Below are 23,783 nucleotides of genomic sequence, written 5' to 3'. Positions count from 1 at the left end.
CTGCAGGGGAGGCCCGGAGCGGCGTAGCTGGTGGGTGGCCAGCATGGTCTCGTCGTGCTGCTGCTCGTGCTGCACCACCATGCCGAACACGAACCCCGACTGGGTGAGCCGGCTGGCGTTCAACGGCGCCCGGTCGAGAACGTCGAGCACCTTCTCCCTGACCTGGCCGACGTAGCCGCGGGTCTCACTCGGCGACAGCAACGGCAGCGACGGCCGCTCGGACCGCGGGTTCTGAAAGGCGTCATACATCTGGTCGATGTCCGAGCGCACCGCCTCGCGCCCGCCGACATCACGCACCAACCAGATCTCCTCCTGGTTTGCGATGTGGGCGTAGTCCCACACCAGCGGCGACATCAGCGGCGAATGCTGGCTGGTCAGGTCCGGCTCGTCCACCGCGTCGGTGAGTGCCGTGCTGCGCGCCCTGGCCCGGGCCAGCTCGGCGGCGATGTGCTCACGCAGCTCGGCGTCACCGAGCCGGTGCAGGTCAGCGGCATGGCTCGTTCCAGTCATAGCCGTCCCTCCACGAGTGGTATCTCCGAGCCCGGGTTGACGCCTTCGCAGAGCCGCCGGCGCAGCACCCGATCGACCTGCTCGCGCATCGCCGGCGGCAGGCCGAGGCCGTCCAGGCCTGGGATGGCGATGTCGAGCAGGCGCGCCGCGATGCTGCGCAGCACCGGATCGGCAAGTCCCTGCTCGGTGGCCTGCTGCCAGCGGTCAGCACCCTCCGCGCAGCCGCGCAGCACCTCCCCGACCGGGTGCGGACCGGCGAACAACGCGGCGAGCAACGCCAGCGGCACGATCCACTCGTCGCCGGGCTGGGCATCGAGATAGCGGATTTCCAGGTAGCCCTGTGGCCGCACCGGTGGGAACAGCATGGAAAGGTGCAGATCGATGTCGGCCGTCGTCACCTGCTCTCCGGAATCGATCCACTCGCGCAACGTCAGAGACTGCGCCACTCGCCAGTCGCCGGTAGCGCGCCGACGTGCCAGCACCTGGGTGTCCACAACCCGCTCGGCGTAGTCCTCCAGCACCGTCGATGCCGGTGGCCGGGTGCGTTCGGGATCCAACTGCCACCACGACGACATGCGCGTCGAGGCCGCTGCCGGGACCAGCTCGCCCGCCGTGCGCGGGGAGTTGGCGAAGGCGGCCAGCAGAACCGGGCCCAGGTAGTGGGCAGCCCGCCACCGGTCGGCGGCCTCGGCACCGCTTCCGAGGTCCAGGCAGATCTGGGTGGAAGCTGTGGAACACATCATCACCCGGCCGGCCGGGCCGAACTGATCGAAGCGGTCAGCCATCGCGTCATAGCGGGGGGTCCGGAGAATCCGGTGCGGCAGCCGGTGCGGATCTGCCGCGACACCGCTGAGTTCGAAGCCGGCCGGAGCCAGCAACCCGCGTAGCGCCTGGATATCGGCGGTCATGGCGGTGATCAGGTCGGTGACCGAGTGGTAGGGCAGGGAGGAGATCTCGAGCTGACCGCCTGGTTCGACGGTGACCAGGCCACCGCGCGGCAGCGGCACGCCGGGGCTGCCGGCCGCCAGGGTGGCTGGAGCGTGCGGCCCGAGCAGCGTCACGAGCGTCTGGACGTCCGGCCGCCGGTCGGGGTCGTGCGGGTCGATCACTAGCCATTCGAGTTCGATGCCGGTCTTCACCGGTGGACCGTGCTTGAAGCAGACCCGGGTCACGTAGGTGCCTGCTTCGGCGATGGTCCGGATCGGCTGAGGACGCGTGGTGGTGCTCATGGCCGTCTCCGCTCGCTGGTCGGGATAAGTGGGCCCAAATCTATCCTGCGATCCTGACAACGGGTCACCGGGTGCATGCCGAGCCATCGGCTCCTGCCCGATACCGGCTCAGTCGGCAAGTGCGCTGATCGGCACCCCGCGGGCGGCCAGCTCAGCCCGTCCACCGTCCTCGGCAGTCAGCACCCACAGCCCGTCGGACAGGACCGCCACCGTGTGCTCCCAATGCGCGGCCAGCGAGCCGTCGACGGTCTCCACCGTCCAGTTGTCGGGAAGCTGGTGGGTGTGGGCGGAGCCGAGGGTGATCATCGGCTCGATGGCGAGTGCCATGCCGGCAACCAGCTGGGGCCCCCTGCCAGGCTTGCCATGGTTGAGGATGTGCGGGTCCATGTGCATCGCGGTGCCGATGCCGTGGCCGCCATATCCGGTAACGATGCCGAACGGGCCTGAACTCTGTACCGAGGTCTGCACGGCGTGGGAGATGTCGGTGAGCCGGCCACCAGCCTGCGCGGCGGCGATCCCGTCCCACAGCGCGGTCCGGCAGGCATCTGACAGCGCCAGGGCGTCGGTGGAGACCGCACCGACTGCGACAGTGACAGCCGCGTCGCCGTGCCACCCATCGACGATGGCGCCGAAGTCCAGCGAGATCAGGTCCCCGTCGGCCAGCACGTCATCCCTGCTCGGGATGCCGTGCACGACGTTGGCGTTGCGGGAGGAGCAGATGACGCCGGGAAAGGGCGGCGGGCCGGAGTAGCCCAGGAAGGAGGACGCCGCGCCTGCCTCGGCCAGCACCCGCCGGGCTACCTGATCGAGCTCGTAGGTCGAGACTCCGGGCTTGGCCGCGTCGGTCATCGCCGCGAGCCCCGCGGCAACCACCAGGCCGGCCCGGCGCATCGACCGGATCTGATCAGGCGTCTTGAGTTGGATATCGTCCCGACGGCGTCGCACGATCGCTCAAGATGTCGCTTTGGTCAGGGCTGCTATCGCTCGCTCGGTGACATCCTCGACCGGCCCGAGGGCGTCCACCACCACCAGTTGGCCCCGACCGTCGTAGAACTGGATCAGCGGCGCGGTCTGCTCGGCGTAGACGTCAAGGCGGTGCCGGACGGTCTCGGCCAGGTCGTCGTCGCGTTGGAACAGCTCGCCACCGCACCGGTCGCAGCGCTCCTGGTCCTTGGTGGGGTCGTATTCGATATGCCAGATGTGACCGCACTTGCGGCACATCCGGCGCCCGGACAGCCGGCGCACCACCTCGTCGTTGTCGACTTCGAGTTCCAGGACGACGTTGAGCGAGGCACCCAGGTCACCGAGCACCGAATCCAGCTCGTAGGCCTGGGCGACGTTGCGCGGGAAGCCGTCCAGCAGGAAACCCGCGGCGGTGTCCGGCTCACCCAGCCGATCGCGGACCATCGCGATGGTCACCTCGTCAGGCACCAGGTCGCCGGCGTCCATGAAGGACTTGGCGAGCTTGCCCAACTCGGTGCCGCCCGACACGTTGGCCCGGAAGATGTCGCCGGTCGAGATCTGCGGGATGGAGAAGCGCTCGGCGATGAAACCGGCCTGGGTGCCCTTGCCCGCGCCCGGCGGGCCTACCAGAACGAGTCGCACTAGGTTCTCACCGGACCGTTCCGTCTCACCAGCGCCCGGGCAGTCCGGCGGTATTGCCGGCAGGGACGAGGCCCTGCCATTAACGCAGGAACCCTTCGTAGTTTCGCTGCATGAGCTGGCTTTCGATCTGCTTGACCGTGTCCAGGGCCACGCCGACCATGATCAGCACCGCGGTGCCGCCGAACGGGAAGTTCTGGTTGTTGCCACCGGTCATGGAGAAGAAGAAGTTCGGGATCACGGCGATGATGCCCAGGTAGAGGGCACCCGGCAGCGTGATCCGGGACAGCACGTACTGCAGGTACTCCGCCGTGGGCCGGCCCGGGCGGATGCCGGGAATGAAGCCGCCGTACTTCTTCATGTCGTCGGCCCGCTCCTCCGGGTTGAAGGTGATGCCGACGTAGAAGTAGGTGAAGAAGATGATCAGCAGGAAGTAGGTCGTGATGTGGATCCAGTCCTGCTGATCGAGCAGGTGGTTGTTGATCCACAACTGCAGGCCCGAGGTGCTGTTGCCGTTGAGCTGGGACAGCAACTGCGGGATGTAGAGCAGCGACGAGGCGAAGATGACCGGAATGACACCGGCCATGTTGACCTTCATCGGCAGGTAGGTCGAGGTGCCGCCGTACATCCGGCGCCCGATCATCCGCTTGGCGTACTGCACCGGAATCCGGCGCTGTGCCTGCTCGACGAACACCACCGCCGCGATGATCGAGAATCCCAGCAGCAGGATCAGGATGAAGGCGAAGCCACCGGAGTTCTTCAGGATCGCCTGGCCCTCGTTCGGGATCCGAGCGGCGATCGAGGTGAACATCAGGATCGACATGCCGTTGCCGACGCCACGGTCGGTGATCAGCTCGCCGAGCCACATGACCACCGCGGTGCCGGCCGTCATGATGACGACCATGGTGCCCAGGGCGAAGACCGACTGGCGGTACAGCGGGTGGCAGTCGACGGAGCCCGAGAACAGCTGACCCGAGCGTGCCAGGGCGATGAAGCCGGAGGACTGCAGGATCGCCAGGCCGATGGTGAGGTACCTGCTGTACTGGGTCAGCTTCTGCTGGCCGGACTGGCCCTCCTTCTTCAAGGCCTCGAACCGCGGGATCACCACGACCAGCAGCTGGATGATGATGCTGGCGGTGATGTAGGGCATGATGCCCAGCGCGAATACCGACAGCTTGAGCAGCGCGCCACCGGAGAACAGGTTGATCAGCGCATAAGCGGTCTGGCTGGCGCCACTGGCCGACTTGATACAGGCATTGATCGCGGCCGTGTTGGTATTGGGTGTCGGGATCGACGCGCCCAGCCGGTACAGCCCGATCATGGCAAGGGTGAAGAGCAGCTTCTTACGCAGGTCTGGCGTCCTGAAAGCAGACGCGAAAGCGCTGAGCACACATCCTCCTGCGCGGGTTCGAGGTCAATCCGTCTTTTGTGAGGTTCGAGCTGGCCGCCGAGTCCGGGCCGTCCGCGGTGCCGGGTCGGTGTCCTCGGGTGCGAGCCTAACAGTCGAGCACTTCCTACCGCCGGTTCGCAGACAGCCACTAACGATACGCAGGGGGCCGGACAGTCACCTGTCCGGCCCTACTACGCGTGCCGCATCGATTACTCGACGCAGTCGGCCGACGTACTACAGCGTAGTCACGCTTCCGCCGGCCGCGGCAATCTTCTCCGCGGCGCTGGCCGAGAACGCGTGGGCCGTCACGTCGAGCTTGACGCCACCGAGGTCACCGGTTCCCAGAACCTTGACCGGGGCGCCCTTGCGGACGGCTCCGGCTTCGACCATCGCCTCGGGCGAGACCGTTCCACCGTTGGGGAACAGCTCGGCCAGCTTGGCGACGTTGACCACCTGGAACTCGACCCGGAAGGCGTTGCGGAAACCCTTGAGCTTGGGCAGCCGCATGTGGATCGGCATCTGACCGCCTTCGAAGCCGGCCGGAACCTGGTAGCGGGCCTGCGACCCCTTGGTACCGCGTCCGGCGGTCTTGCCCCGCCTGCCGCCCTCACCGCGACCGACCCGGATCTTGGCCGACTTCGATCCGGGCGCGGGGCGAAGGTGGTGGACCTTCAGCAAACCGTCACTCATTGTCAGACTCCGCTCTTCGCGCAGGCGCTCATCGCTGAGTTCGCTGCGCTCCTCGCTCGTGCCTCGCTGCGATGCTCGCTCACTCGGCTACTCAACCTCCTCGACCGTGACCAGATGGGTCACGGTCTGGACCATGCCGCGAATCTCGGGCCGGTCCTCCTTGACGACGACATCGCGCACCCGCTTCAGCCCCAGGGAACGCAGCGTCTGGCGCTGGTTGTCCTTGGAACCGATCTCGGAGCGGAGCTGGGTGATCTTCAGGCGGGCCATCAGCTTTCTCCGCTCTTCGCGCGAACTGCCATCTCGCTCCGCGCCTCGCTCGTGCCTCGCTCGATGCTCACTCGCCGACAGCTCATCGCTGTACTCGCTCCGGTCCTCGGGCCGCGGGCGGCCCTGCGATCCTCACTCATCGGGTCAGGCCCCCTGTCCGGCACGGGCACGCAGCAGGCCGGCCGGAGCGACGTCCTCCAGCGGCAGGCCGCGGCGGGCCGCCACCTCTTCGGGACGGACCAGTTGCTTCAGGGCCGCCTCGGTGGCATGCACGATGTTGATCGGGTTGTCCGAGCCGAGGGACTTGCTCAGGATGTCGTGGATCCCGGCACACTCCAGGACGGCTCGCACCGGGCCACCGGCGATGACGCCGGTACCGGGGCTGGCCGGCTTCAGCAGCACCACTCCGGCAGCCTTCTCACCCTGGACCGGGTGCGGGATGGTCTGGGCGATCCGGGGCACCTTGAAGAAGTTCTTCTTGGCCTCCTCGACGCCCTTGGCGATAGCCGCCGGGACCTCCTTGGCCTTGCCGTAGCCGACGCCGACCGTGCCGTCACCGTCGCCGACGACGACCAGAGCGGTGAAGCTGAACCGACGGCCACCCTTGACGACCTTGGCCACCCGGTTGATGGTGACGACTCGTTCGAGCAGCGTGCTCTTCTCCGGCGCCGAACGGCCGTCCCGCCGGTCGCGGCCACCCCGCTCGTTACCGCCGGCGCGCTCGTTGCCGCCGCCGGCGCGGGGGCCGCGCTGCGTTCCCTGGGTTGCGGAGGCCATCAGGCTGTTTCCTCACTGTTGCTGAAAATGTGCTTGTGGTTGGTGATCGAGGCTGGGTCCATCCCGAGATCTGGGCTCATCAGAACTCCAGACCGGCTTCCCGGGCGGCGTCGGCGAACGCCGCGATCCGTCCGGTGTAGGTGTTGCCACCGCGGTCGAGCACCACCTTGGTGACGCCGGCGGCCCTGGCTGACTCCGCGACGGCCGTTCCGACCTGGCGAGCCTGGGCGGTCTTGTCGCCGTCGGTCAGCTTGAAGGTCGAGGCGGAAGCCAGGGTCACACCCCTGCTGTCGTCGACCACCTGCACGAACAGGTGCCGGGCCGAGCGGGTGACGACCAGCCGCGGCCGGCTCTCGGTACCGACTACCTTCTTGCGCAGCCGGAAGTGCCGGCGTGCCTTGCCGGTGCGGCGGCCGGCCGAAACTCCGGCCGAACGCCGTGCGCGCTTGACGATCCCTGAGGCAGCCATTACTTACCCGTCTTTCCGGCCTTGCGGCGAATGACCTCACCCTGGTAACGCACGCCCTTGCCCTTGTACGGGTCAGGCTTGCGCAACTTGCGGATGTTGGCGGCGACCTCGCCGACCTTCTGCTTGTCGATGCCTTCGACGGCGAACCGGGTCGGGGAGTCGACTCGGAACGAGATGCCCTCCGGCGCCGTGATCAGCACCGGGTGGCTGAAACCGAGAGCGAACTCCAGGTCACCGCCCCTGGCCGCGACCCGGTAACCGGTTCCGACGATCTCGAGATTCTTGGTGTAGCCGGCGGTGACTCCGACCACCATGTTGGCGATCAGCGTCCGGGACAGCCCATGCAGCGACTTGGACAGCCGCTCGTCGTCGGGACGGACCACGGTCAGCGTGCCGTCCTCCTGAGCGATCGTGATCGGCTCGGCGAGGACGTGCGACAGGCGGCCCTTGGGGCCGTTGACGGTGACGTTCTGGCCGTCGATCGCGACCTCGACGCCGCTGGGGACCGGGATCGGAAGCTTGCCGATGCGACTCATAGCTGCTCCTACCAGACGTAGGCGAGGACTTCCCCACCCACTCCACGCTTGGCGGCCTGCCGGTCGGTCAACAGACCGGACGAGGACGAGATGATGGCGATACCGAGCCCACCGAGCACCCGGGGCAGTCCGGTCGACTTGGCGTACACCCGCAGGCCGGGCTTGGACACCCGGCGCACACCGGCGATGCTGCGCTCGCGGTTGGGGCCGTACTTCAGGTTCAGGGTCAGCACCTTGCCGGGCAGATCGCCCTCGGTGTCGGTCACCTGGAAACCTGAGATGTAACCCTGCTGCTGCAGGATCTCGGCGATGTGCGCCTTGAGCTTGCTGTGCGGCATGGACACCGTGTCGTGGAACGCCGAGTTGGCGTTGCGCAGCCGGGTGAGCATGTCGGCAATGGGGTCCGTCATGGTCATGAGGCGGCCTCGCAGTTCGGGCCGGCGGAAAGCGTGTTCATCGGGTCTTACCTCTCTCGGAGCGGTTCCCAGCCGGCAACGCGGGACGGGCCTGCTTCGAAGCTATGGACAACCAGACAAGTTTGCCTGATCGCTTACTTCCAACCAAATTACTGAGCGTGCTGCGGAGCGATCGCGTCGATTCGGGAGCGTAAAGATGCGGTTCCAGCTCACGAGTCGACTCGCTCGCGAGCCTCGGGCTACCAGCTCGACTTGGTCATGCCGGGCAGCTCGCCGGCATGGGTCATCTCGCGCAGGCAGATCCGGCACAGCTTGAACTTCTTGTAGACAGCCTGGGACCGGCCGCAGCGCTGGCAGCGGGTGTACCCGCGCACCGCGAACTTCGGCTTTGCGGCCGCCTTGATCCGGAGCGATGTCTTGGCCATGGTCTAGTTCTCCTTGAACGGGAAGCCGAGCGCGCGAAGCAGCGCGCGACCCTCGTCGTCGTTGCTTGCCGTGGTCACGACGGTGATGTCCATGCCACGCGGGCGATCGATGGTGTCGGGATCGATCTCGTGGAACATCGACTGCTCGGTGAGACCGAAGGTGTAGTTGCCGTTGCCGTCGAACTGCTTGGGCGACAGGCCCCGGAAGTCACGGATCCGGGGCAGCGCCAGGCTGAGCAGCCGGTCCAGGAACTCCCACATCCGGTCTCCGCGCAGCGTCACCTTCGCGCCGATCGGCATGCCCTCGCGCAGCTTGAACTGCGCGATGGAGACCCGCGCCTTCTGCACGAGCGGCTTCTGGCCGGTGATCAGGGTCAGGTCGCGTACCGCGCCGTCCATCAGCTTGGCGTCCTTGGCCGCCTGGCCGACACCCATGTTGACGACGATCTTGACGACGCCTGGAACCTGCATGGGGTTGGAGTAGGAGAACTGCTTCTGCAGCGCGGGCATGATCTCCTGGCGGTAACGCAGCTTCAACCGCGGCGCCGGCACCACGCTGGTGCTTGCCTCGGTGGTCATCGCAGGTCCTTTCCGGTACGGCGGGCAACGCGCACGTTGCGGCCACTTTCTTCGTCGCGGCGGTACCCGACCCGAGTCGCCTGGCCGTCCACGACCACCATCACGTTGCTGGCGTCGAGCTTGGCTTCCTGGGTGGTGATTCCGCCGGTCTGTGCGCCGCGGGCGTTGGCACGGACCGGGGCGTGCTTGGTGACCCGGTTGACGCCCTCGACGATGATCTTGTTCTCAGCCGGGAAGGACGCCAGCACCTTGCCCGTCTTCCCACGGTCCTTGCCTGCGATGACGACGACCTCGTCGCCCTTCTTGACCTTCATCGTGCAACCTCGCTCTTCGCGCAAGCGCTCATCGCTGACTTCGCTCCGGTCCTCGCGCCGCAAGCGGCACTGCGATCCTCGCTCATCACAGCACCTCCGGGGCCAACGAGATGATCTTCATGAACTTCTTGTCACGCAGCTCGCGCCCGACCGGGCCGAAGATGCGGGTGCCGCGGGGCTCACCGTCGGCCTTGATCAGCACGGCCGCGTTCTCGTCGAACTTGATGTAGGAGCCATCGGCACGCCGTCGCTCCTTCACCGTCCGGACGATGACGGCCTTGACGACATCACCCTTCTTGACACCTGCGCCGGGCAACGCGTCCTTGACGGTTGCGACGATGATGTCGCCGATGCCCGCATAGCGACGACCCGAGCCGCCCAACACCCGGATGCACAAGATCTCCTTGGCGCCGGTGTTGTCGGCGACGCGCAGTCGCGACTCCTGCTGAATCACAGCCCTACTCCCAAATTCGTGGCTAACCGGGCCTCGTGGCGGGCCCTTACTATGCCGTCTTGCTTCCGTCCGGGTTGCCGGGCGGAACGTCTGAGCCTTACTTGGCGCGCTCGATGACCTCCACCACGCGCCAGCGCTTGGTGGCCGACAGCGGGCGGGTCTCCATCAGCAGCACCCGGTCGCCGACGCCGGCCGCGTTGGCCTCGTCGTGCGCCTTGAGCTTGCTGGTGCGCCGGATGACCTTGCCGTAGAGGGGGTGCTTGACCCGGTCCTCGACGGCGACCACCACGGTCTTGTCCATCTTGTCGCTGACCACCAGGCCCTCACGGACCTTGCGGTCGGCCTCACGCCCGGTTCCGGCCGTGGCCGGGGTTGCCTCGGTGCTCATGCCGCGCCTCCTTCAGGTGCTACCGACAGGCCCAGTTCGCGCTCGCGCAGGATCGTGTAGATCCGTGCGATGTCGTGGCGCACGACCCGCAGCCGCCGGTTGTTGTCCAGCTGGCCGGTCGCCATCTGGAAGCGCAGGTTGAACAGCTCTTCCTTGGACTCCCGCAGCCGGGTCTGCAATTCCTCGTCGTGCAGCTCGCGAAGCTCGCTGGTGTTGGACGTGCTGGCCATCAGAACTCCTCCCGCTTCACGATCCGGCACTTCATCGGCAGCTTGTGGATGGCCCTGGTCAGGGCCTCCCGCGCCGTCTTCTCGTCCGGGTAGGACAGCTCGAAGAGCACCCGCCCCGGCTTGATGTTGGCGATCCACCATTCCGGCGAACCCTTGCCCGAACCCATCCGGGTCTCGGCCGGCTTCTTGGTCAGCGGCCGGTCCGGGTAGATGTTGATCCAGACCTTGCCACCACGGCGGATGTGCCGGTTGATGGCAATACGCGCCGACTCGATCTGCCGGTTGGTGATGTAGGCCGGCTCGAGCGCCTGGACGCCGTACTCGCCGAAGGTGACACGGGTGCCACCCTTGGCAGGCCCGGTGCGATCCGGGTGATGCTGCTTGCGGTGCTTAACCCGCCGTGGGATCAACATGTCTCAGCCCTCAGTGATATCGGTGTTCTCGGCTGCCGGGTCGGAGCTGCCGGCCGCCGGGGTCTCAGCGGTGTCGGTCACCGGCGCCTCGTCGGCCCGGCCCTCGACGGCGAGCGCGTCGACCACGGGGGAGTCAACCGGCTCGGAGTCCAGCAGTGCGGTCGCCAGCGGCGCCTCGGCACCGCCGGCGTCGGCCGCGCGGCCCGCCTCGGTCGAGACGCCGGTGGTGCCCTGCGAACCGGAACGGCGCGGCCGGACCGGCCGGTCACGACGCTGGCGCAGTGCCTCGGCGGCGACCGCGGCCTCCCGCTCGGTGCGCGATCCGGTCGGAACCTCGCCCTTGTAGATCCAGACCTTCACACCGATCCGGCCGAAGGTGGTGCGGGCCTCGTAGAAGCCGAAGTCGATGTTGGCGCGCAGCGTGTGCAGCGGCACCCGGCCTTCGCGGTAGAACTCCGAGCGGCTCATCTCCGCACCGCCGAGCCGGCCCGAGCACTGCACCCGGATGCCCTTGACCCCGGGGCTCTTCAGCGTGGACTGCATGCTCTTGCGCATCGCGCGGCGGAAGCTGACCCGGTTCGACAGCTGCTCGGCCACACCCTGTGCGACCAGTTGGGCGTCGGCTTCGGGGTTCTTCACCTCGAGGATGTTGAGCTGAACCTGCTTGCCGGTGAGCTTCTCCAGCTCGCCGCGGATCCGGTCGGCCTCAGCACCGCGGCGACCGATCACGATGCCCGGCCGCGCCGTGTGGATGTCCACCCGGACCCGGTCGCGGGTGCGCTCGATCTCCACCTTGGCGATTCCGGCGCGTTCCATGCCCTTGGCCATCAAGCGACGGATGGCGACGTCTTCCTTGACATACTCGCCGTAGTTCTTGTCGGCGAACCAGCGACTCTTCCAATCGGTGGTGATGCCGAGGCGGAACCCGTTCGGGTTGACCTTCTGTCCCATTAGCGGGCACTCCTCTTCTTCGTGGCCGTGGACGGGCGCACGGCCCGCTCAACACTCTCGACCTCGATGGTGATGTGGCTGGTGCGCTTGCGGATCCGGAAGGCCCGCCCCTGTGCCCGCGGCTGGAACCGCTTGAGGGTCGGTCCCTCGTCGACGAAGGCGCGCGACACGATCAGCGTCTCGGGATCGAGGTTGAAGTTGTTCTCGGCGTTGGCGATCGCGGAGGCCAGCACCTTCGCCACCGGCTCCGACGCTGCCTGCGGTGCGAACTTGAGCACCGCGAGCGCATCCGATGCCGGCTTGTTGCGAATCAGGTCGATGACGCGACGCGCCTTCATGGGCGTCACGTTGACCTGCGACGCCCGCGCGAAGGCGGTCCGCACTGCTGCGTCGGGTTCGTTGGCTGCCATCTGCGATATCCCTTAAATCTGGCTGGTGTCGGTCGTGAACGTCGGATCTTCGAGCTGACTACCGGCGGGACCGGCGGTCGTCCTTGATGTGGCCACGGAAGGTGCGGGTCGGCGCGAACTCGCCGAGCTTGTGACCGACCATGCCCTCGGTGACGAACACCGGCACGTGCTTGCGGCCGTCGTGCACCGCGATGGTGTGACCGAGCATGTCCGGGATGATCGTCGAGCGGCGCGACCAGGTCTTGATCACGTTCTTGCTGCCCTTGTCGTTCTGCGCGTCCACCTTCTTGAGCAGGTGGTCGTCGACGAAGGGTCCCTTCTTCAGGCTGCGAGGCATAGTTACGCCGTCCCCTCTTCGCGCGAGCGCTCATCGGCTACTCGCTCCGCTCCTCGGCGCTGCGCGCCTGCGATGCTCACGTGCTGATCTCCTCTTCGCGCCGAGCGCTCATCGGCAACTCGCTCCGCTCCTCGGCGCTGCGCGCCTGCGATGCTCACTCGAGTACTCCTTAGCGCTTCTTGTTGGTCCGTCGGCGGCGGACGATCAAGGAGTCGCTCGCCTTGCGGGTACGGGTACGGCCTTCGGGCTTGCCCGCCGGGTTGACCGGGTGCCGGCCACCGGAGGTCTTGCCCTCACCACCACCGTGCGGGTGGTCGACCGGGTTCATTGCCACACCGCGGACGGTCGGGCGCTTGCCCTTCCACCGCATCCGGCCGGCCTTGCCCCAGTTGATGTTGCTCTGCTCGGCGTTGCCGACCTCACCGACGGTGGCGCGGCAGCGCACGTCGACGTTGCGGATCTCACCGGAGGGCATCCGCAACTGCGCGTACGGCCCGTCCTTGGCCACCAACTGGACGCTGGCACCGGCCGAGCGGGCGATCTTGGCACCGCCACCGGGACGCAACTCGATCGCGTGCACCGTGGTGCCGACCGGGATGTTGCGCAGCGGCAGCGCGTTGCCCGCCTTGATGTCGGCGCCCGGGCCGTTCTCGACCTCGTCGCCCTGCTTCAAGGTCCGGGGCGCGAGGATGTAGCGCTTCTCGCCGTCGGCGTAGTGCAGCAGCGCGATCCGTGCGGTCCGGTTCGGGTCGTACTCGATGTGCGCGACCTTGGCCGGCACCCCGTCCTTGTCGTTGCGGCGGAAGTCGATCAGCCGGTAGGCACGCTTGTGCCCGCCACCCTGGTGGCGGGTGGTGATGTGGCCGGTGTTGTTACGGCCACCCCGGTTGTGCAGCGGCCGTACCAGCGACTTCTCCGGCGTGGTGCGGGTGACCTCGACGAAGTCGGCGACACTCGAACCACGGCGACCGGGAGTGGTCGGCTTGTACTTGCGGATACCCATATCAGAAGTCCGTTCCTGTCCCGTGTCCCGCTAGGCCGCAGGTCCGCCGAAGACCTCGATGCGGTCACCCTCGCGAAGGGTGACGACAGCGCGCTTGATGCTCTTGCGCGTGCCGTATCCGAACCGGGTCCGTATGCGCTTTCCCTGACGATTGAGAGTGTTCACATCCGTCACCTTGACGTTGAAAACCTTCTCGACAGCGATCTTGATCTGCGTCTTGTTGGCGTCCGGGTGGACGTCGAAGGTGTACTTGTTCTGATCCAGCAGGCCGTAGCTCTTCTCAGAGATGACCGGGGCGAGCAGCACGTCGCGATGATCGTCGAACATCAGTCCTCATCCTCTCCGCCGGTGGCCGGGATCTCGCCCTCGGCAACGTCACCGTCGTCGGCCAGTTCGGCCGAACTCGCCGCACCCTTCGCCGACTTCCCGCTGGCCGGTCCGGCCAGGAAGGCCTCCAGCGCGTCCAGGGTGAAGATCACGTCGTCGGAGATCAGCACGTCGTAGGTGTTGAGCTGGCCCGGCTCCAGGATGTGGACCCCGGTCAGGTTGCGCAGGCTCTTCCAGCTGAGCTCGTCCGAACGCTGCGCCACGACCAGGATGTTCTTGGCCGTGCTGATCGAGGCGAGCGAGGCCGTGATCGCCTTGGTGGACGGGCTGTCGCCGGCGACCAGCGCCGAGGCGACGTGCACCCGGCCGTGCCTGGCACGGTCGGACAGCGCACCCCGCAGGGCGGCGGCCTTCATCTTCTTGGGGGTTCGCTGGTCATAGCTGCGCGGCTGCGGGCCGTGCACCACGCCACCACCGGCGAACTGCGGCGCGCGGGTCGAGCCCTGCCGGGCCCGGCCGGTGCCCTTCTGCCGGTACGGCTTCTTGCCACCGCCGCGCACCTCGCCACGGGTCTTGGTCGAGGCGGTGCCCTGCCGCGCGGCGGCGAGCTGCGCGACGACGACCTGGTGGATCAGGGCGATGTTGGTCGGCACGTCGAAGATCTCGGCGGGCAGCTCGACCGAACCGCGGTCGGACCCGGTGCCGGCCGGGCTGACGACGTCAACGGTGAGAGTCATGAACCTAGGCTCCCTTCACTGCGGTACGGACGAGCACCAGGCCACCCTTGGGGCCGGGCACCGCGCCTTCGATGAGCAGCAGCCCGCGCTCGGCATCGACCCGGACGACCCGCAGGCTCTGGGTGGTCTGCTTGTCGACACCCATCCGGCCGGACATCCGCATGCCCTTGAACACCCGGCCGGGCGTCGAGCAGCCGCCGATCGAACCGGGCTTGCGGTGGTTGCGGTGCGAACCGTGCGAGCTGGAGACACCGTGGAACCCGTGGCGCTTCATGACACCGGCGGTGCCCTTGCCCTTGGTCGTTCCGGTCACGTCCACCGACGCGCCGTCGACGAAGATGTCGGCGCCGAACTCCTGGCCGACCTCGTAGCCCTCGGTCGAGGAGGTGCGCAGCTCGATCACGTGGCGCCGTGGCGTTACGCCGGCTGCCTGGAAGTGACCCGACAGCGGCTTGGTCACCTTGCGGGGATCGATCTGGCCGTAGGCGAGCTGGACGGCGGTGTAGCCGTCCTTCTCCTGGGTGCGGATCTGGGTCACCACGCACGGCCCGGCCTTGACCACCGTCACCGGGACGATCCGGTTGTTGGCGTCGAAGATCTGGGTCATGCCGAGCTTCTCGCCCAGAATGCCGCGAACCACTCTGCTCTGACTAGTCATGATGAATACTCGCTAACCGCTGTAATGGATCGGCGCTGGTACGGCCAGTGCTCGCTCGCATTCGCGAACGCGCTAGCGCTCCCTGCGATGCTCACTCGCTGTCGCCTCACTACTGGATGTTGACGTCGACGCTGGCCGGCAGGTCGATACGCATCAGGGCGTCGACCGTCTTGGGCGTCGGGTCGAGAATGTCGATGAGACGCTTGTGGGTCCGCATCTCGAAGTGCTCGCGACTGTCCTTGTACTTGTGCGGCGAGCGGATGACGCAGTACACGTTCTTCTCGGTCGGCAGAGGCACCGGGCCGACGACGCGAGCGCCGGTACGCGTCACGGTTTCGACGATCTTTCGCGCGCTGGCGTCAATGGCCTCGTGGTCATAGGCCTTGAGCCGGATGCGGATCTTCTGTCCAGCCATGGTGGCTTTCCTCGTCCTCACTGTGGTGAATGGTGCTCAGCAGCCAGCGTTCGCACTGGTCTTGATCAGGTGCTCTCGATCTGGTGCTCAGGTTCGAGCTCGCGATCCGCGGGTACGGATCGAAGCGGTACAACGTTGTGCGGCGGCCGGGCCCCGTGCCGGCTGCCCGGCCGCCGTTCGAACTGGGTACTACTTGATGATCTTGGTGACCCGGCCGGCGCCGACGGTGCGGCCACCTTCACGGATCGCGAACCGCAGACCCTCTTCCATGGCGATCGGCTGGATCAGCGCGACCGTCATCTCGGTGGTGTCACCGGGCATGACCATCTCGGTGCCCTCGGGCAGGGTCACCACACCGGTCACGTCGGTGGTGCGGAAGTAGAACTGCGGCCGGTAGTTGTTGAAGAACGGCGTGTGCCGGCCACCCTCGTCCTTGGACAGGATGTAGACGTTGGCCTCGAAGTCGGTGTGCGGCGTCGTGGTGCCCGGCTTGATGATGACCTGGCCGCGCTCCACGTCCTCGCGCTTGATGCCGCGAAGCAGCAGACCGACGTTCTCACCGGCCTGACCCTCGTCCAGCAGCTTGCGGAACATCTCGATCCCGGTCACCGTGGTGGTGGTCTTGCCTTCCTTGATGCCGATGATGTCGACGGTCTCGTTGACCTTGAGGACACCGCGCTCGATCCGGCCGGTCACGACGGTGCCACGACCGGTGATCGTGAACACGTCCTCGACCGGCATCAGGAACGGCTTCTCGGTCTCGCGGACCGGCTGCGGAATGGCCTCGTCGACCGCGTCCATCAGGCCGAGCAGCTTCTGGCCCCACTCGGCGTCGCCCTCCAGAGCCTTCAGCGCCGAGACCCGGACGATCGGAGCATCGTCACCCGGGAACTCGTACTGGTTGAGCAGCTCGCGGACCTCGAGCTCGACGAGCTCCAGGATCTCCTCGTCGTCGACCATGTCGGCCTTGTTCAGCGCCACCACGATGTAGGGCACGCCGACCTGACGAGCGAGCAGCACGTGCTCCTTCGTCTGGGGCATCGGGCCGTCGGTCGCCGCGACCACCAGGATCGCGCCGTCCATCTGGGCCGCGCCGGTGATCATGTTCTTGATGTAGTCGGCGTGACCCGGGCAGTCGACGTGGGCGTAGTGCCGCGCCTCGGTCTGGTACTCGACGTGCGCGATCGAGATGGTGATACCGCGCTGGCGCTCTTCGGGCGCCTTGTCGATCTGGTCGAATGCCGACGCCTGGTTCAGGGTCGGGTACTTGTCGTGCAGCACCTTGGTGATGGCTGCGGTCAGCGTCGTCTTGCCATGGTCGATGTGACCGATGGTGCCGATGTTGACGTGCGGCTTCGTCCGCTCGAACTTCGCCTTCGCCACTGTGGATCCTCTCCCTTTGGTCGGGCTGTTGGCCGTCTAGTTGGTCTTCGTTGATATGGGGTGATGCCGGGTTACTGGCCCGTCGCCTTCGCGATACTCATTGCTCGGCTCCGGGTCAGCTCCGCGCCTCGCGACTTCGTCGCTGCGATGCTCACTGCCCCGTCGCCTTCGCGATGATTTCCTTCGCCACGTTGCTCGGAACCTCGGCGTAGGAGTCGAACTGCATCGAGTAGTTCGCCCGGCCCTGCGTCTTGGAACGCAGGTCACCGACGTAGCCGAACATCTCCGACAGCGGCACGAGCGCCCGGACGATTCGGGCGCCGGAACGCTCCTCCATCGCCTGGATCTGGCCGCGCCGCGAGTTGAGGTCACCGATCACGTCGCCCATGTTCTCCTCGGGCGTGATCACCTCGACCGCCATCATGGGCTCCAGCAAAACCGGGTCGGCCTTGCGGGCAGCCGCCTTGAACACCATCGAGCCGGCGATCTTGAACGCCATCTCGGAGGAGTCGACGTCGTGGTAGCCCCCATCGGTGAGCGCCATGCGCACGCCCACCAGCGGGTAGCCGGCGAGGATGCCGTACTGCATGGCCTCCTGCGCACCCTGGTCCACGGACGGGATGAACTCCTTCGGAATCCGGCCGCCGGTCACCTCGTTCAGGAACTCGTAACTCGGGCCGTCCGCGGTGCGCTCCAGCGGCTCGAGCCGGATCTGCACCTTGGCGTACTGGCCCGACCCGCCGGTCTGCTTCTTGTAGGTCAGGTCCTCGCGCTCGACCGTCCGGCGGATGGTCTCGCGGTAGGCCACCTGCGGCTTGCCGACGTTGGCCTCGACCTTGAACTCCCGGCGCATCCGGTCGACCAGGATCTCCAGGTGCAGCTCGCCCATGCCGGCGATGATCGTCTGACCGGTCTCCTCGTCACCGTGGACCTGGAACGTCGGGTCCTCTTCGGCGAGTTTCTGGATCGCGACGCCCAGCTTCTCCTGGTCGCTCTTGGTCTTTGGCTCGATCGCCACCGAGATGACCGGCGCCGGGAAGGTCATCGACTCCAGCACGATCGGCTTCTGCGGGTCGCACAGCGTGTCGCCGGTGGTGGTCTGCTTCAGTCCGGCCACCGCGATGATATCGCCGGCCCCGGCCCGGGGCAGCTCCTCACGCTTGTTGGCGTGCATCTGGTAGATCTTGCCGATGCGCTCCTTGCGGTCCTTGGTGGAGTTCAGGACCTGCGCGCCGTTGTCCACCACGCCGGAGTAGATCCGGACGTAGGTGAGCTTGCCCAGGTGCGGATCGGTCGCGATCTTGAACGCCAACGCCGACAGCGGCTCGGCCTCATCGGCGCGGCGCTCGGCGACGGTGACGCCGTCCATGAGCAGGCCCTCGATGTGGTCGACGTCCAGCGGGGACGGCAGGAAGTCCACCACGGCGTCGAGCATCGGCTGGACGCCCTTGTTCTTGAACGCCGAACCGGTCAGCACCGGGTTGACCTTGTCGGCCAGCGTGGCGCGACGGATCGCGGCCTTGAGCTCGGGCACGCTCAGCTGCACGTCACTGAGGTAGGCCTCGGCCACCTCGTCGTCGACGTCGGACAGGGTCTCCATGAGCTTCTCGCGCCACTCGGCGGCCTGCTCGGCCAGCTCGGCGGGGATCTCCTCGATGGCGAACTCCTCGCCCAGTGCGGTCTCACCGCGCCAGGTCAGCGCGCGCATCTCGACCAGGTCGACGACACCGATGAAGTCCGCCTCGTTGCCGATCGGGATCTGCAGCACCAGCGGGGTGGCGTTCAGCCGTTCGATCATCATCTGCACGCACCGGAAGAAGTCGGCTCCGGTCCGGTCCAGCTTGTTGACGAAACACATCCGCGGGACGCTGTACTTGTCCGCCTGCCGCCAGACCGTCTCGGTCTGCGGCTCCACCCCGGCGACGCCGTCATAGACCGCGACCGCGCCGTCCAGGACGCGCAGCGAACGCTCCACCTCGACGGTGAAGTCCACGTGCCCGGGCGTGTCGATGATGTTGATCGCGTGGTTCTTCCAGGTGCACTTCGTCGCGGCGGACGTGATCGTGATACCGCGCTCCTGCTCCTGCTCCATCCAGTCCATGGTGGCTGCGCCGTCGTGGACCTCACCGATCTTGTAGTTGATGCCGGTGTAGTACAGGATCCGCTCGGTAGTGGTGGTCTTGCCCGCGTCGATATGCGCCATGATCCCGATGTTGCGGGTCCTGGCGAGCTCAACGTTGTTGGCCATCATTCCTTCTTCATGTGATTGCGGGCTTCAGGTGGTGCCGGCCGGGCGGAACTGCCTACCAGCGGTAGTGCGCGAAGGCCTTGTTCGACTCGGCCATCTTGTGGGTGTCCTCGCGGCGCTTGACGCTGGCGCCGAGGCCGTTGCTGGCGTCGAGCAGCTCGTTCATCAGGCGCTCGGTCATGGTCTTCTCGCGGCGAGCCCGGGAGTAGCCGACCAGCCAGCGCAGGGCCAGCGTGGTCTGGCGCGGGGTGCGAACCTCGACCGGGACCTGGTAGGTCGCGCCACCGACGCGGCGGCTGCGCACCTCCAGGGTCGGCTTGACGTTGTCCAGCGCCCGCTTGAGGGTGACCACCGGGTCGGTGCCGTTCTTCTCCCGGCAGCCTTCCAGCGCACCGTAGACGATGCTCTCGGCGGTGGACCGCTTGCCGTCGGTCAGGATCTTGTTGACCAGCTGGGTCACCAGACCGGACTGGTAGACCGGGTCGATGACCAGGGGTCGCTTGGGAGCCGGGCCTTTACGGGGCATTAGCTCTTCTCCTTCTTCGCGCCGTAGCGGCTGCGGGACTGCTTGCGGTTGCGGACACCCTGGGTGTCCAGCGAGCCGCGGATGATCTTGTAGCGAACGCCGGGGAGGTCCTTCACCCGGCCGCCGCGCACCAGCACGATGGAGTGCTCCTGCAGGTTGTGCCCGACGCCGGGGATGTAGGCGGTGACCTCGATGCCACTGGTCAGCCGGACCCGGGCGACCTTGCGCAGCGCGGAGTTCGGCTTCTTGGGCGTGGTGGTGTACACACGCGTGCAGACGCCACGTCGCTGCGGAGAGCCCTTGAGCGCCGGGGTCTTGGTCTTGCTGATCTTGTCCTGCCGGCCCTTGCGGACCAGCTGCTGGATCGTAGGCATGCGGCCTGCAATCTCCTCATTCGTCTGCGGTACGTCGTGGAGAGATTCCCGGCCGGCTGGGCCTGTTTCCAGCCGCACCAGGCTCCTGCCCGGCAACGTGTCTGCTCTGCTGTTGTCCCTGTCGTCCGGTCCACGGGGTCGGGCGTGTCGCGCCCCATCCCAGGACTGTCCGCGGAAAATTCCCCGCAGGACTGCCGGACGGCCCCGGTGCACCAGCACCCGCTTGACTCAGCGGGGCCCGTGATGCACGCAGGCGAGCACCCGGAGGCTCCGGGCACAAAGGTAAACAATACCGTTGCCCAGTCCGGGATCAAAATCGACCCCGAGCCACCGGGGAGCCGTGTGGACGGGGTCAGCTGACCGCCGCGATCAACTCATCGCCGTGCCGGCACGTCCAGTCCCGGGCCCGGTCCGTGCGCCGCGCGACCTCACGCCAGTAGTCACGAAAGCCAGGATGACCCGACTTCGCCGCCTCCACGACGATCCGGTAGGTCCAGTCGTGGTTGGGCACCAGCGCCCGGGCGACCGCGATCCGGTCGGCCGAGGCCAGTCCGTAGGCGTCGAGGAACAGCGCGAGCCGCTGCAGGCGACGGTCGGCAAGCGCCGGCGGCACGTCCTGATCGTCGACGAGGGGGCACCAGTTGCGCACCGCGGTGGCGACGTCCCAGACGACCGAGCCGGGTCCGGCCAGGTCGAAGTCGATCAACCCGACCGCCACGCCGCCGTCGAAGACGACGTTGCCGGGGTGCAGGTCATTGTGCGAGATCAGCGGCCCCCGGTAGCCGGGCGGCACCGGCCGGGCCCAGCTCAGGCCGGTGCCGTCGAAGGACCGCATCGCGAGGTGGAACTGCCGGATCAAGGCCGCCACGCTGATCAGGGTGTCCTCGCCGAGTGACCAGTCCGGCAGCGGGGTAAAGGCAGCCCGGCCGGGGATCCAGGACAGCACCTCGGTGTCGGCCTCGACCGCCAGCACCTGCGGCGCACCGGTGAAGCCGACCCGCCGCAGATGCGCCAGCACGGCGTGGGTGGCCCGGCCGAACGGTGCCCGCGGGCGCCGCACGGTGCCCTCGCAGCGAAACACCCGGCCGCGGTTGGCGACCCCGCCGCCGAGCGGCTCAGCCGCTGCCCGCCCGCGGGCCGGCCAGCCCGGAACCTGGGGTGGATAGGGCCAGGACTGACCGAGCGAGGCTGGCATGGGTGATGAGCCCATTGACGACACCCCCGTTCAGAGCCGACCAGACCGCCTGGCACTTGGCAGTTCCGTAGGCCACGGCCAGCACTGTCGGCAGCTGTGTCAGCAACGCCGCCGGTGTGACAATCATCCTCTCGTCCAGGGGTGTCTGGCGAGGAGTTCCGTTCGCGTCCAGGAAGACCCCGGAGACCTCGGCCTGCACCCCGGCAGCGGTGACCGCGTCCCGATCGGGTTGGCTGAGGGCGTCGTAGATGCTGGACAGCCCGGGCAGCCAGGCTCCGATACCCACCATGCCGATGGTCACCGAGCTCAACATCGCGTAGGCCGCCGCGACGTCCGGGTGCCGCCTGATCGCCTGCGCGGTGACCGCGTCATCGACGATCATCGGCGCGTAGAAGCCGTGGGACGGGCCACCGCCGACCCTGGTCACCGCGCGCACCAGATCGAGCAGGTCATCATCGCCGGGCCGCGACAGCGCACCGGTCATCTGCACGATCGGGCAGGGCGGAAAGCTCGTCAGGCTGCGGGCCAGGCCCGACAGTGATCGAGACCAGGCGATCCCGACCACGTCAGTGGCTTCGGCGAGATCCGCGATCGCCTCGCCGGCGGCCTCGCCCAGCCGGTGCCGCAGCGAACTGTCGCTGTCGTCCCCGAAGTTGTAGACGAAGGCGTGCCGCAGGCCGAAGGCCGAAGCGAGCTCCGCCGACAGTGCCGCGTCCAGGGTGCCGGGCAGCCCGATCTCGATCCGCACCATGCCCAGCGCACGAGCCGTGTCGAGCAGCCGGGCGACCCGGAACCGGCTGATGTCCAGCAGGCCGGCGATCTCGACCTTGGACCGGTCCTCCAGGAAGTACATCCGAGCGGCTCGGGCCGCGAGCACCACTTCGGAAGGCCTGGCCACCGAGGTCTTGGCCATCCGCACTCCCCTCTGGACATCAGGATCCACGCTCAACACACCGACGCATCGCTACGAGTGCCGGCCTAGCGGCAACCTAGCGGGCGAACGGCACCTCCGCCCGAGAAAACGCGCCACTGGTCGGCAGCGCGCGGATGCCGCTGAACCCCGGCGGAGTAGCGACGAACCCTTGACTGTGCGCTGCCTAGGCAGCACTGTAATTTACAGATCGAGCGAGCAGTGCTCAAACGAGCGAAAAGCGGGTGACCTTCATGCCGAGACGGCTTCGATCACTTCTGGGAATCGGCGCGATAGCCGCACTGGCGGCGGGGCTGTCCGGCTGTGCCGGTGCCGGCGGGCTGGGCGGCGGCAGGAACTCGATCAATGTGCTGATGGTGAACAACCCGCAGATGGTGGACATCCAGAAGCTGACCGCCGACAACTTCACCAAGCAGACCGGCATCACGGTGAACTACACGGTGCTGCCCGAGAACGACGTCCGGGACAAGATCAGCCAGGAGTTGTCCAGCCAGGCCGGCATCTACGACATCTCCACGATCAGCAACTACGAGGTCCCGTTCTATGCCAAGGCCGGCTGGCTGGCACCGCTGTCGGGCTATGTCGAGCGCGACGCGAGCTTCAACCAGTCAGACATCTTCCCCGGCATGACCAAGTCGCTGACCGCCTCCGACGGCAAGCTCTACGCCGAACCCTTCTACGGCGAGTCCTCCTTCCTGATGTACCGCAAGGACGTCTTCGCCGCCAAGGGACTGACCATGCCGGCCAAACCGACCTGGCAGCAGGTCGCGGACCTCGCCGCCAAGGTCGACAACGCCCAGCCCGGCATGCGCGGCATCTGCCTGCGGGGCCAGGTCGGCTGGGGCCAGGTCTTCGCGCCGCTCACCACGGTCGTGAACACCTTCGGCGGCACCTGGTTCGACAAGGACTGGCAACCCCAGGTCAACAGCCCGCAGTTCAACGAGGCGGTCAGCTTCTACGTGGATCTGGTCCGCAAGCACGGGGAGGCCGGCGCCCCGCAGGCCGGCTTCACCGAATGCCTGAACAACATGGTGCAGGGCAAGGTGGCGATGTGGTACGACGCCACCTCGGCGGCCGGCTCGCTGGAGGCCAGCGGCTCACCGGTAGCGGGCAAGATGGCCTACGTCGCCGCTCCGGTGGTCAAGACCGAGAACTCCGGCTGGCTCTACGCCTGGTCATGGGCCATCGAGCACGCCAGCAAGAAGCAGGACGCGGCCTGGAAGTTCATCTCCTGGGCCTCGAGCAGGCAGTACGAGGAGCTCGTCGGCAGCAAGATCGGCTGGACCAGCGTGCCGGCCGGCAAGCGGCTGTCGACCTACAGCAACCCGCAGTACGTCAAGGCCTCCAGCGCCTTCGCCGCGCCGACCAGGGCGGCCATCCTGTCAGCCGACCCGGCCAACCCCGGCGTGCAGCCCCGGCCGGTGCCCGGGATCCAGTTCATGGACTTTCCTGAATTCAGCGGGCTGGCCACCACCGTCTCGCAGTACGTCAGCACCGCGATAGCCGGCCAGCTGACTGTGCAGAAGGCCCTCGACGAGGGGCAGAAAGTCGCCAAGCGCGCCACGAAAACCTACCGGAGCAAGTGATGACCGCCCT

General features: G+C 67.2%; 33 protein-coding genes. 1 reads left to right on the top strand and 32 read right to left on the bottom strand.

Annotated elements, in window-relative coordinates:
- From VF542_RS20410 to VF542_RS20255, 32 genes are all read right to left on the bottom strand, one after another.
- Positions 1–510, bottom strand: a 510-nt coding sequence (locus VF542_RS20410) for a DinB family protein (RefSeq protein ID WP_408653535.1), incomplete at its 3' end; no start/stop codon positions are given.
- The gene (locus VF542_RS20405; RefSeq protein WP_408653534.1) at positions 507–1,739 is read right to left on the bottom strand and encodes a glutamate-cysteine ligase family protein; all 1,233 of its coding nucleotides are present in this window, start codon (positions 1,737–1,739) and stop codon (positions 507–509) included. The genes VF542_RS20405 and VF542_RS20410, both read right to left, overlap by 4 nt.
- Before the next feature lie 108 nt (positions 1,740–1,847).
- On the bottom strand, positions 1,848–2,684 hold the full coding sequence (gene map / locus VF542_RS20400) for a type I methionyl aminopeptidase (protein ID WP_408653533.1): 837 nt from the start codon (positions 2,682–2,684) through the stop codon (positions 1,848–1,850).
- Between the two features lie 6 nt (positions 2,685–2,690).
- Positions 2,691–3,344, bottom strand: coding sequence for an adenylate kinase (locus VF542_RS20395; RefSeq protein WP_408653532.1), 654 nt, complete (start codon positions 3,342–3,344; stop codon positions 2,691–2,693).
- Positions 3,345–3,423: 79 nt separating this feature from the next.
- A complete protein-coding gene (gene secY / locus VF542_RS20390; protein WP_408653531.1) occupies positions 3,424–4,731 on the bottom strand; it encodes a preprotein translocase subunit SecY in 1,308 nt (435 codons plus the stop codon).
- 234 nt (positions 4,732–4,965) lie between these two features.
- Positions 4,966–5,421 carry a 50S ribosomal protein L15 gene (rplO, locus tag VF542_RS20385; RefSeq protein WP_408653530.1) on the bottom strand — a complete coding sequence of 152 codons (456 nt, stop codon included), beginning with the start codon at positions 5,419–5,421 and terminating at the stop codon, positions 4,966–4,968.
- A gap of 87 nt (positions 5,422–5,508) precedes the next feature.
- Entirely contained in the window at positions 5,509–5,691 is a 183-nt protein-coding gene (gene rpmD, locus VF542_RS20380) for a 50S ribosomal protein L30 (protein ID WP_408653529.1), read from the bottom strand.
- Positions 5,692–5,835: 144 nt separating this feature from the next.
- A complete protein-coding gene (rpsE, locus tag VF542_RS20375; protein WP_408653528.1) occupies positions 5,836–6,468 on the bottom strand; it encodes a 30S ribosomal protein S5 in 633 nt (210 codons plus the stop codon).
- A 79-nt stretch (positions 6,469–6,547) separates the two neighbouring features.
- Positions 6,548–6,937 (bottom strand): 50S ribosomal protein L18, encoded by a 390-nt coding sequence (gene rplR / locus VF542_RS20370; RefSeq protein ID WP_408653527.1) that lies wholly within the window; start codon positions 6,935–6,937, stop codon positions 6,548–6,550.
- The gene (rplF, locus tag VF542_RS20365) at positions 6,937–7,473 is read right to left on the bottom strand and encodes a 50S ribosomal protein L6 (protein WP_408653526.1); all 537 of its coding nucleotides are present in this window, start codon (positions 7,471–7,473) and stop codon (positions 6,937–6,939) included. The genes rplR and rplF overlap by 1 nt, the downstream gene beginning before the upstream one ends.
- A gap of 8 nt (positions 7,474–7,481) precedes the next feature.
- Positions 7,482–7,889: a 30S ribosomal protein S8 gene (gene rpsH / locus VF542_RS20360; RefSeq protein ID WP_408653525.1), complete on the bottom strand. Its 408-nt coding sequence runs from the start codon at positions 7,887–7,889 to the stop codon at positions 7,482–7,484.
- 239 nt (positions 7,890–8,128) lie between these two features.
- Positions 8,129–8,314, bottom strand: coding sequence for a type Z 30S ribosomal protein S14 (locus VF542_RS20355; RefSeq protein ID WP_408653524.1), 186 nt, complete (start codon positions 8,312–8,314; stop codon positions 8,129–8,131).
- Positions 8,315–8,317: 3 nt separating this feature from the next.
- Entirely contained in the window at positions 8,318–8,893 is a 576-nt protein-coding gene (rplE, locus tag VF542_RS20350) for a 50S ribosomal protein L5 (RefSeq protein WP_408653523.1), read from the bottom strand.
- Positions 8,890–9,207, bottom strand: coding sequence for a 50S ribosomal protein L24 (rplX, locus tag VF542_RS20345; RefSeq protein ID WP_408653522.1), 318 nt, complete (start codon positions 9,205–9,207; stop codon positions 8,890–8,892). Before rplX ends, rplE begins: the two co-directional genes overlap by 4 nt.
- Positions 9,208–9,292: 85 nt before the next feature.
- Complete coding sequence (gene rplN, locus VF542_RS20340; protein WP_249771070.1) at positions 9,293–9,661, bottom strand: 50S ribosomal protein L14; 369 nt, start codon at positions 9,659–9,661, stop codon at positions 9,293–9,295.
- A gap of 97 nt (positions 9,662–9,758) precedes the next feature.
- On the bottom strand, positions 9,759–10,049 hold the full coding sequence (rpsQ, locus tag VF542_RS20335; RefSeq protein ID WP_408653521.1) for a 30S ribosomal protein S17: 291 nt from the start codon (positions 10,047–10,049) through the stop codon (positions 9,759–9,761).
- Positions 10,046–10,279, bottom strand: a complete 234-nt coding sequence (gene rpmC, locus VF542_RS20330) for a 50S ribosomal protein L29 (RefSeq protein WP_408653520.1) — start codon at positions 10,277–10,279, stop codon at positions 10,046–10,048. Before rpmC ends, rpsQ begins: the two co-directional genes overlap by 4 nt.
- Positions 10,279–10,692, bottom strand: coding sequence for a 50S ribosomal protein L16 (gene rplP, locus VF542_RS20325; protein WP_408653519.1), 414 nt, complete (start codon positions 10,690–10,692; stop codon positions 10,279–10,281). Before rplP ends, rpmC begins: the two co-directional genes overlap by 1 nt.
- Before the next feature lie 3 nt (positions 10,693–10,695).
- The gene (gene rpsC / locus VF542_RS20320; RefSeq protein WP_408653518.1) at positions 10,696–11,643 is read right to left on the bottom strand and encodes a 30S ribosomal protein S3; all 948 of its coding nucleotides are present in this window, start codon (positions 11,641–11,643) and stop codon (positions 10,696–10,698) included.
- Positions 11,643–12,053, bottom strand: a complete 411-nt coding sequence (gene rplV, locus VF542_RS20315) for a 50S ribosomal protein L22 (RefSeq protein ID WP_408653517.1) — start codon at positions 12,051–12,053, stop codon at positions 11,643–11,645. Before rplV ends, rpsC begins: the two co-directional genes overlap by 1 nt.
- A gap of 58 nt (positions 12,054–12,111) precedes the next feature.
- Positions 12,112–12,390 (bottom strand): 30S ribosomal protein S19, encoded by a 279-nt coding sequence (gene rpsS, locus VF542_RS20310; RefSeq protein ID WP_408653516.1) that lies wholly within the window; start codon positions 12,388–12,390, stop codon positions 12,112–12,114.
- Between the two features lie 169 nt (positions 12,391–12,559).
- Positions 12,560–13,393: a 50S ribosomal protein L2 gene (rplB, locus tag VF542_RS20305; protein WP_408653515.1), complete on the bottom strand. Its 834-nt coding sequence runs from the start codon at positions 13,391–13,393 to the stop codon at positions 12,560–12,562.
- A 30-nt stretch (positions 13,394–13,423) separates the two neighbouring features.
- The gene (gene rplW, locus VF542_RS20300) at positions 13,424–13,720 is read right to left on the bottom strand and encodes a 50S ribosomal protein L23 (RefSeq protein ID WP_408653514.1); all 297 of its coding nucleotides are present in this window, start codon (positions 13,718–13,720) and stop codon (positions 13,424–13,426) included.
- Positions 13,720–14,457 (bottom strand): 50S ribosomal protein L4, encoded by a 738-nt coding sequence (gene rplD, locus VF542_RS20295; protein WP_408653513.1) that lies wholly within the window; start codon positions 14,455–14,457, stop codon positions 13,720–13,722. The genes rplW and rplD overlap by 1 nt, the downstream gene beginning before the upstream one ends.
- 4 nt (positions 14,458–14,461) lie before the next feature.
- Positions 14,462–15,115 (bottom strand): 50S ribosomal protein L3, encoded by a 654-nt coding sequence (gene rplC / locus VF542_RS20290; protein ID WP_408653512.1) that lies wholly within the window; start codon positions 15,113–15,115, stop codon positions 14,462–14,464.
- A 109-nt stretch (positions 15,116–15,224) separates the two neighbouring features.
- On the bottom strand, positions 15,225–15,530 hold the full coding sequence (gene rpsJ / locus VF542_RS20285) for a 30S ribosomal protein S10 (RefSeq protein ID WP_003938093.1): 306 nt from the start codon (positions 15,528–15,530) through the stop codon (positions 15,225–15,227).
- A gap of 189 nt (positions 15,531–15,719) precedes the next feature.
- Positions 15,720–16,913 carry an elongation factor Tu gene (gene tuf, locus VF542_RS20280; protein ID WP_408653511.1) on the bottom strand — a complete coding sequence of 398 codons (1,194 nt, stop codon included), beginning with the start codon at positions 16,911–16,913 and terminating at the stop codon, positions 15,720–15,722.
- Positions 16,914–17,064: 151 nt separating this feature from the next.
- A complete protein-coding gene (fusA, locus tag VF542_RS20275; RefSeq protein WP_408653510.1) occupies positions 17,065–19,161 on the bottom strand; it encodes an elongation factor G in 2,097 nt (698 codons plus the stop codon).
- Between the two features lie 55 nt (positions 19,162–19,216).
- Positions 19,217–19,687: a 30S ribosomal protein S7 gene (rpsG, locus tag VF542_RS20270; RefSeq protein WP_408653509.1), complete on the bottom strand. Its 471-nt coding sequence runs from the start codon at positions 19,685–19,687 to the stop codon at positions 19,217–19,219.
- The gene (gene rpsL, locus VF542_RS20265) at positions 19,687–20,061 is read right to left on the bottom strand and encodes a 30S ribosomal protein S12 (protein ID WP_408653508.1); all 375 of its coding nucleotides are present in this window, start codon (positions 20,059–20,061) and stop codon (positions 19,687–19,689) included. Before rpsL ends, rpsG begins: the two co-directional genes overlap by 1 nt.
- A 352-nt stretch (positions 20,062–20,413) precedes the next feature.
- Entirely contained in the window at positions 20,414–21,142 is a 729-nt protein-coding gene (locus VF542_RS20260) for a phosphotransferase enzyme family protein (RefSeq protein ID WP_408653507.1), read from the bottom strand.
- A gap of 34 nt (positions 21,143–21,176) precedes the next feature.
- On the bottom strand, positions 21,177–22,169 hold the full coding sequence (locus VF542_RS20255; protein ID WP_408653506.1) for a sugar-binding transcriptional regulator: 993 nt from the start codon (positions 22,167–22,169) through the stop codon (positions 21,177–21,179).
- A gap of 251 nt (positions 22,170–22,420) precedes the next feature.
- Between VF542_RS20255 and VF542_RS20250 the strand changes: the two genes are divergently transcribed.
- A complete protein-coding gene (locus VF542_RS20250) occupies positions 22,421–23,773 on the top strand; it encodes an ABC transporter substrate-binding protein (protein ID WP_408653505.1) in 1,353 nt (450 codons plus the stop codon).
- Positions 23,774–23,783: the final 10 nt, after the last annotated feature.

The organism is Jatrophihabitans sp. (assembly GCF_036389215.1).
Classification (GTDB): domain Bacteria; phylum Actinomycetota; class Actinomycetes; order Mycobacteriales; family Jatrophihabitantaceae; genus Jatrophihabitans_A.
The sequence above is the reverse complement of the archived record's forward strand: the minus strand, read 5'-3'. Positions and strand labels throughout refer to the sequence as shown.

Excerpts from the sequence above, each read along its gene's own strand:
- VF542_RS20405 (WP_408653534.1), bottom strand. The coding sequence starts at position 1,739 with ATGAGCACCACCACGCGTCCTCAGCCGATCCGGACCATCGCCGAAGCA.
- rplO (WP_408653530.1), bottom strand. The coding sequence starts at position 5,421 with ATGAGTGACGGTTTGCTGAAGGTCCACCACCTTCGCCCCGCGCCCGGA.
- rpmD (WP_408653529.1), bottom strand. The coding sequence starts at position 5,691 with ATGGCCCGCCTGAAGATCACCCAGCTCCGCTCCGAGATCGGTTCCAAG.
- rpsE (WP_408653528.1), bottom strand. The coding sequence starts at position 6,468 with ATGGCCTCCGCAACCCAGGGAACGCAGCGCGGCCCCCGCGCCGGCGGC.
- rplR (WP_408653527.1), bottom strand. The coding sequence starts at position 6,937 with ATGGCTGCCTCAGGGATCGTCAAGCGCGCACGGCGTTCGGCCGGAGTT.
- rplF (WP_408653526.1), bottom strand. The coding sequence starts at position 7,473 with ATGAGTCGCATCGGCAAGCTTCCGATCCCGGTCCCCAGCGGCGTCGAG.
- rpsH (WP_408653525.1), bottom strand. The coding sequence starts at position 7,889 with ATGACCATGACGGACCCCATTGCCGACATGCTCACCCGGCTGCGCAAC.
- VF542_RS20355 (WP_408653524.1), bottom strand. The coding sequence starts at position 8,314 with ATGGCCAAGACATCGCTCCGGATCAAGGCGGCCGCAAAGCCGAAGTTC.
- rplE (WP_408653523.1), bottom strand. The coding sequence starts at position 8,893 with ATGACCACCGAGGCAAGCACCAGCGTGGTGCCGGCGCCGCGGTTGAAG.
- rplX (WP_408653522.1), bottom strand. The coding sequence starts at position 9,207 with ATGAAGGTCAAGAAGGGCGACGAGGTCGTCGTCATCGCAGGCAAGGAC.
- rpsQ (WP_408653521.1), bottom strand. The coding sequence starts at position 10,049 with ATGAGCACCGAGGCAACCCCGGCCACGGCCGGAACCGGGCGTGAGGCC.
- rpmC (WP_408653520.1), bottom strand. The coding sequence starts at position 10,279 with ATGGCCAGCACGTCCAACACCAGCGAGCTTCGCGAGCTGCACGACGAG.
- rplP (WP_408653519.1), bottom strand. The coding sequence starts at position 10,692 with ATGTTGATCCCACGGCGGGTTAAGCACCGCAAGCAGCATCACCCGGAT.
- rpsC (WP_408653518.1), bottom strand. The coding sequence starts at position 11,643 with ATGGGACAGAAGGTCAACCCGAACGGGTTCCGCCTCGGCATCACCACC.
- rplV (WP_408653517.1), bottom strand. The coding sequence starts at position 12,053 with ATGGCAGCCAACGAACCCGACGCAGCAGTGCGGACCGCCTTCGCGCGG.
- rpsS (WP_408653516.1), bottom strand. The coding sequence starts at position 12,390 with ATGCCTCGCAGCCTGAAGAAGGGACCCTTCGTCGACGACCACCTGCTC.
- rplB (WP_408653515.1), bottom strand. The coding sequence starts at position 13,393 with ATGGGTATCCGCAAGTACAAGCCGACCACTCCCGGTCGCCGTGGTTCG.
- rplW (WP_408653514.1), bottom strand. The coding sequence starts at position 13,720 with ATGTTCGACGATCATCGCGACGTGCTGCTCGCCCCGGTCATCTCTGAG.
- rplD (WP_408653513.1), bottom strand. The coding sequence starts at position 14,457 with ATGACTCTCACCGTTGACGTCGTCAGCCCGGCCGGCACCGGGTCCGAC.
- rplC (WP_408653512.1), bottom strand. The coding sequence starts at position 15,115 with ATGACTAGTCAGAGCAGAGTGGTTCGCGGCATTCTGGGCGAGAAGCTC.
- rpsJ (WP_003938093.1), bottom strand. The coding sequence starts at position 15,530 with ATGGCTGGACAGAAGATCCGCATCCGGCTCAAGGCCTATGACCACGAG.
- fusA (WP_408653510.1), bottom strand. The coding sequence starts at position 19,161 with ATGGCCAACAACGTTGAGCTCGCCAGGACCCGCAACATCGGGATCATG.
- rpsG (WP_408653509.1), bottom strand. The coding sequence starts at position 19,687 with ATGCCCCGTAAAGGCCCGGCTCCCAAGCGACCCCTGGTCATCGACCCG.
- rpsL (WP_408653508.1), bottom strand. The coding sequence starts at position 20,061 with ATGCCTACGATCCAGCAGCTGGTCCGCAAGGGCCGGCAGGACAAGATC.
- VF542_RS20255 (WP_408653506.1), bottom strand. The coding sequence starts at position 22,169 with ATGGCCAAGACCTCGGTGGCCAGGCCTTCCGAAGTGGTGCTCGCGGCC.
- VF542_RS20250 (WP_408653505.1), top strand. The coding sequence starts at position 22,421 with ATGCCGAGACGGCTTCGATCACTTCTGGGAATCGGCGCGATAGCCGCA.